The organism is Kitasatospora sp. NPDC024654 (assembly GCF_055559155.1).
Window position 1 is genome coordinate 1 of the sequence record NZ_JBVHLF010000184.1, and the last position, 5,302, is coordinate 5,302.

The window sequence follows — 5,302 nt, forward strand, 5'->3', positions numbered from 1 at the left end:
TGGCACACATCAAGGACAGCCTGGGCGCCCGGAACCGGTTGCACCTGGGCTTCCTGCTGGGCCGCAGCGAGACCGTCCTGGTGCTGTGAGACCCGTGCTGTGACGGCCGGCGCGGCATGGAGGGGACGCGCCGGCGGGTTCAGCGGCGGCGCGAGACGGCGACACCGGCCAGGCAGAGCACGCCTCCGCCCAGCGCGAGCAGGCTCGGGATCTCGCCGAGGGCGACCCAGGCCATCAGGACCACCAGGGCCGGCACGGCGTAGGTGGTCGCGCCCATCTTGCCGGCGCTGGTCCGGGCGAGCGCGTAGGCCCAGGTGGTGAAGGCGAGCGCGGTCGGGAAGAGGCCCAGGTAGAGCATGTTGAAGGTGCTCGTCGCGGGCGCCTTGCCGAGATCCGACACCAGCTGCCCGGAGAACGGCAGGCAGGCCACCGCGCCGACCAGGCAGCCGAAGGTGGTGACCTGGAGCGGGGACGCGTGCCGCAGCGCGGGCTTCTGGCTCACCACTCCGCAGCCGTAGGCGAGCGCCGCGAGCAGGCAGAGCAGGCTGCCGGTGACCGAGCTGTGGGTCCCGCTCGACGTCGCGAAGCCGACCACGACCACCCCCGCGAAGGAGACCGCCATTCCGGCCATCAGCTTGGGCGGGAAGCCCTCCCTCAGCAGCCAGCCGCTCAGCAGGGCGATCACCACCGGACCGATGTTGACCACCATGGCCGCGGTACCCGCGTCGACCTGGCTCTCACCCCAGTTCAACGCGACCATGTAGAGGCCGAACCAGAGCACCCCCGACGCCACGATGCCGGGCCAGGCCGCGCGCGGCGGCAACCCCTCACGCCGGTACAACAACAGGGCGAGCAGCGCCACCGACCCCGTGACCAGCCGGCCGAGGGCCAGTGCCCCGGGACTGAAGTGGTTGGTCGCATCGCGGATCGCGACGAACGCGGAGGCCCACAACACCACCGTCGCCGAGGCCGCGGCAACTGCCTTGCCATCCAAGCGGGACTCTGCCGTAACGATGCCATCCATGGCGGACACGCTACGCCATCTGCGGGTGTCATGTATGCGATAGGAGCCGTTCCGCTCTTTCGAACGTCCTTGATCCACCGTCTAATTGATTGTCGATCAGACTGGACCGGCGCCGACTCCGATCCGACACCCTACCGGACTCGGGCCCCGATCAGCCGTCGGGACGTGTCCCGCGGAGTCTTCCCTCTCGGAGCGGACAGGGGGACGGACACGCCAGGTCCACGACGAATCGTCGACGCCGCCGTTCGGGTCCGCCCCGGGCCACGGGGGTCGGCTCCGAGTGGTGGGGAGGCTCCGTTCAGCCCATGAGCGGTCGTGGCACACGGGGGCGCCCGGCGCCCTGTTCCACGTTCGACCCGGTGACGGCTGTGGTGCCGGGCTGCCCGTGCACCGGGCTTTCCCGAGGCGTGGGCCGTGGTTCACGCCGTGGGTCCTTCGAATGGGAGGTACGGCAACGCTGCGTTCGGGACGATGGCGGCCCCCGGGCCGGGACCTGCGCGATACGAGGGGCCGGACATCGGGTTGGGCGTCGGCACGTGGCCTGATCGCGGGGCTGATCCTGCTGACGTGCCAGATCCTGCCGGTGTCGGCCGCCGCCCCCCCACGCACGCTGCGACGTCCGGGAGCTTCGCGTACGTCGTCAATATCAGCTCGAACAACGGGACGGTGATCAACCTGGCCACCAACACCGTCGCCACCACCATCCCGGTCGGCCCCAATCCCGACGGGGTGGCGTTCAGCCCGGGCGGCACCCGCGTCTACATCACCAACTCCAACTCGGCCCAGGTGTCGGTGATCAACGCGTCCACCGAAACCGTCATCACCACCGTCCCCACCGGCACCACCCCGTGCGCAGTGGCCACGGCCAGGGTCCCGGTGGTGGCCACCGCCAGCTGCCCCACCGGCAGCGTGCTCACCGGCGACGGGTACCAGCAGAGCGGCGGCGCCGTCCCACCCCTCGAGGTCACCAACCGGCCCGTCGGCAACACCTGGCAAGTCCTCGCCGACAACCAGAGCACCGACTACACCAACGCCACCCCCTACGCCGTCTGCGCTCCCTGACACCGGCACGGCTCCGCTCCGGTCCGGGGAGACCGCGGCGGCATCGCCGCCAGGGCCGGCGACCCCTGTGCCAAGTGCAACGGTGCTGGACGCCTCCACGGACGGCCGCAGGGGGAAGGAGGTCCGCTGGGAGCTGGGGCAGCACGAACCGCCGGACACATCTGGCACGCCAGTGGCACGGCCGGACCGACCGCTCGAACCGCTCGAACAACGATCAAGGGTCAGGCCCCGGGACTACCCCGGTGACCTGACCCTTGTCGTGCGCTGTGGAGCTTCGTCCGCTGAGCCCCCTGTCGGGTTCGAACCGACGACCCCCGCTTTACAAGAGCGGTGCTCTGGCCAGCTGAGCTAAGGAGGCACGGTGGTCGTCCGCGGAGGAACGCGGCGGCACCAGGTGGCAGTCTACCGGGCCGAGCGGGCGGTGTGCGGGCGGATTACGGGGCGGGGCGGGGTCGTGATCGGACCGATGCCGGATCGGGGCGACCCGGGGGCTGACAGCCGGCGGAGCGGCGGGTAGCCTCGGCCCGGGTCGTGCTCGCCATCGAAGGTCCAGACCAATCAGCGGTGCGACCCGGACCACCTCACCCCTTTACTCGGATCGTCCGGCACGTTCCTGCCGGTGAAGGAGAGCACAACCATGGCTTCTGTCACGTTCGACAAGGCGACCCGCCTCTACCCGGGCGCCACCAAGCCCGCCGTGGACGCCCTGGAACTGGACATCGCGGACGGCGAGTTCCTGGTCCTGGTCGGACCGTCCGGCTGCGGCAAGTCCACCAGCCTGCGGATGCTGGCCGGCCTGGAGGACGTCAACGGCGGCGCGATCCGGATCGGCGACCGCGACGTCACCCACCTCCCGCCGAAGGACCGGGACATCGCCATGGTGTTCCAGAACTACGCGCTCTACCCGCACATGAGCGTCGCCGACAACATGGGCTTCGCGCTCAAGATCGCCGGCGTCGGCAAGGCGGAGATCCGCGCCAAGGTCGAAGAGGCCGCCAAGATGCTGGACCTCACCCAGTACCTCGACCGCAAACCGAAGGCGCTCTCCGGCGGTCAGCGCCAGCGCGTCGCGATGGGCCGGGCGATCGTCCGGGAGCCGCAGGTCTTCCTGATGGACGAGCCGCTCTCCAACCTGGACGCCAAGCTGCGCGTCTCCACCCGCACCCAGATCGCCAGCCTGCAGCGCCGGCTGGGCATCACCACGGTCTACGTGACGCACGACCAGGTCGAGGCGCTGACCATGGGCGACCGGGTGGCCGTGCTCCGGGACGGCCTGCTGCAGCAGGTCGACACCCCGCGCAACATGTACGACAAGCCCGCCAACGTCTTCGTGGCCGGTTTCATCGGCTCGCCGGCGATGAACCTGGTCGAGGTGCCGCTGGTGGACGGCGGGGTGAAGTTCGGCGGCTCGGTGGTCGACATCTCCCGCGAGGACCTGGCCGGCGCCGGTTCGGACCGGACGGTGACCGTCGGCATCCGCCCGGAGCACTTCCAGATCGTGCCCGAGGGCGGCATCGAGGGCGTCGCGGTCACCGTCAACGTGGTCGAGGAGCTGGGCGCCGACGGCTTCGTCTACGGCACCACCAAGATCGGCGGCGAGGACAAGGACATCGTGGTGCGGGTCAACGGCCGGCAGATCCCGATGAAGGGCGAGACCATCCACGTCGTCCCGAACGGCGACGAGACGCACGTCTTCTCCAGCGGCACCGGCGTCCGGCTGAGCGCCTGACGATGACGGCACCCGGAGCCCCGTCGGACGCGCGTCCGACGGGGCTCCGGTGTTGTCACTCGTCCGTGTGACGGAGTGTCTTCCGGGGCTCACTCGGCGCTACCCTCGCTGCCGTGAAGCAGCTCGTTCGCCGCATCGGCCAGACCATCGCCCTCACCCTGCCCGTGATCCTGGTGACCACCGGCACCCTCGCCGTGACCCAGGTCCCATGGGCCTCCACCCAACAGGTGGTCGCCGCCTCCAACGTCTCGGACACCACCGCCGCCCACCCCGGCCAGGCCCCGCAGGACGCGCTCCGCGCCAACCTGCTGGAGACGCTGCGCACCCAGGGCGCCGGTGCCGCGCTGGACCAGTTGGAGCGCTCGATGCACGAGCAGCCCTCGCTCACGCCGTACTGCACCGGGCTCGCCACCGAACTCGGGCACGCCGCGGTGAAGCAGTACCACGGCGACGTGCGGAAGGCGGCCTCCTACGCCCGTCCGGTCTGCGACGGCTCCTTCGCGGCCGGCGTCCAGGGCGGCTGAACCGCGACCGCGCGGCGGGGAGCACGATCTGACGCCTCATCATCCCGGCGTCCTATCCTGCTCCCCATGACCGGCTACGACCTCACCCGCGCACCCCTCGTCACCCAGGCCGTCGTCCTCGCCGGCGGCCAGGGCTCCCGGCTGCGCCCGTACACCGACGACCGGCCCAAGCCGCTGGTCGAGATCCCGGGTACGGGCATGCCGATCGTCGGACACCAACTCGCCTGGCTGGCCTCGGAGGGCGTGACCGACGTGGTCATCTCCTGTGGACACCTGGCCGAGGTGCTTCAGGCCTGGCTCGACCAGGCCGAGCTGCCACTCCGGGTCAGCACCGTGGTGGAGGCCGAACCCCTGGGCCGCGGCGGCGGCCTGAAGCTCGCCGCGAAGGCACTGCCGCGGCCCACAGAACCCTGGTACGCCACCAATGGCGACATCTGGACCAGGTTCAGCCTGCGCGAGATGGCCGCCTTCCACCACGAACGGGACGCCCTCGCCACGCTCGCGCTGGCCCGCCCGCGGATCCCCTGGGGAGCGGTGGAGACGGACCAGTTCGGCAACGTGCTGGACTTCATCGAGGCGCCACCCTCACCCTTCCTGATCAACGCCGGCCTGTACGTCTTCGCGGCCGGCTTCGCCGAGCTGCTGCCCGACGTCGGCGACCACGAGCGCACCACGTTCCCCCAACTCGCCCGCGCCAAGCGGCTCGCGGGCTACCAGCTGCCGCAGGGCGTGTACTGGCGGGCGATCGACACCGCCAAGGACCTCACCGAGGCCGCCAAGGAACTCGCCGCGAGCCAGGCTCGCGAGGCCAACTGACGCATCATGCAGGGTAGTTGATGGAACCGGCGGACAACGGGCCGGGGGGGGGGGGGGGGGGGGGGGGGGGGGGGGGGGGGGGGGGGGGGGGGGGGGGGGGGTGTGCGGTCCCGTCCTCCGAGGGGCGCGGGGAGTCGCGCGCTTCCG

Annotated in this window: 5 protein-coding genes and 1 tRNA gene; 4 read left to right on the plus strand and 2 right to left on the minus strand. The window is 71.1% G+C overall.

Annotation, left to right across the window (positions count from 1 at the left end; all coding sequences use genetic code 11):
* Positions 1-139: 139 nt before the first annotated feature.
* The gene (locus ACZ38L_RS38295; protein ID WP_465702565.1) at positions 140-1,024 is read right to left on the minus strand and encodes a DMT family transporter; all 885 of its coding nucleotides are present in this window, start codon (positions 1,022-1,024) and stop codon (positions 140-142) included.
* Positions 1,025-1,591: 567 nt separating this feature from the next.
* On the opposite strand from ACZ38L_RS38295, the gene ACZ38L_RS38300 reads away from it, so the two are divergent.
* Positions 1,592-2,086 carry a YncE family protein gene (locus ACZ38L_RS38300; RefSeq protein WP_465702568.1) on the plus strand — a complete coding sequence of 165 codons (495 nt, stop codon included), beginning with the start codon at positions 1,592-1,594 and terminating at the stop codon, positions 2,084-2,086.
* 284 nt (positions 2,087-2,370) lie between these two features.
* On the opposite strand, the gene ACZ38L_RS38305 is transcribed toward ACZ38L_RS38300, so the two are convergent.
* Positions 2,371-2,444 (minus strand) — tRNA-Thr (locus ACZ38L_RS38305).
* Between the two features lie 279 nt (positions 2,445-2,723).
* Here ACZ38L_RS38305 and ACZ38L_RS38310 point away from each other — a divergent pair.
* The 3 genes from ACZ38L_RS38310 to ACZ38L_RS38320 all read left to right on the plus strand — a co-directional run bounded on the left by ACZ38L_RS38310 (position 2,724) and on the right by ACZ38L_RS38320 (position 5,155).
* On the plus strand, positions 2,724-3,815 hold the full coding sequence (locus ACZ38L_RS38310) for an ABC transporter ATP-binding protein (protein ID WP_465702572.1): 1,092 nt from the start codon (positions 2,724-2,726) through the stop codon (positions 3,813-3,815).
* A gap of 113 nt (positions 3,816-3,928) precedes the next feature.
* Positions 3,929-4,339, plus strand: coding sequence for a hypothetical protein (locus tag ACZ38L_RS38315; RefSeq protein ID WP_465702574.1), 411 nt, complete (start codon positions 3,929-3,931; stop codon positions 4,337-4,339).
* 66 nt (positions 4,340-4,405) lie between these two features.
* The gene (locus ACZ38L_RS38320; protein WP_465702576.1) at positions 4,406-5,155 is read left to right on the plus strand and encodes a nucleotidyltransferase family protein; all 750 of its coding nucleotides are present in this window, start codon (positions 4,406-4,408) and stop codon (positions 5,153-5,155) included.
* Positions 5,156-5,302 lie beyond the last annotated feature (147 nt).

Excerpts from the sequence above, each read along its gene's own strand:
- ACZ38L_RS38295 (WP_465702565.1), bottom strand. The coding sequence starts at position 1,024 with ATGGATGGCATCGTTACGGCAGAGTCCCGCTTGGATGGCAAGGCAGTT.
- ACZ38L_RS38310 (WP_465702572.1), top strand. The coding sequence starts at position 2,724 with ATGGCTTCTGTCACGTTCGACAAGGCGACCCGCCTCTACCCGGGCGCC.
- ACZ38L_RS38320 (WP_465702576.1), top strand. The coding sequence starts at position 4,406 with ATGACCGGCTACGACCTCACCCGCGCACCCCTCGTCACCCAGGCCGTC.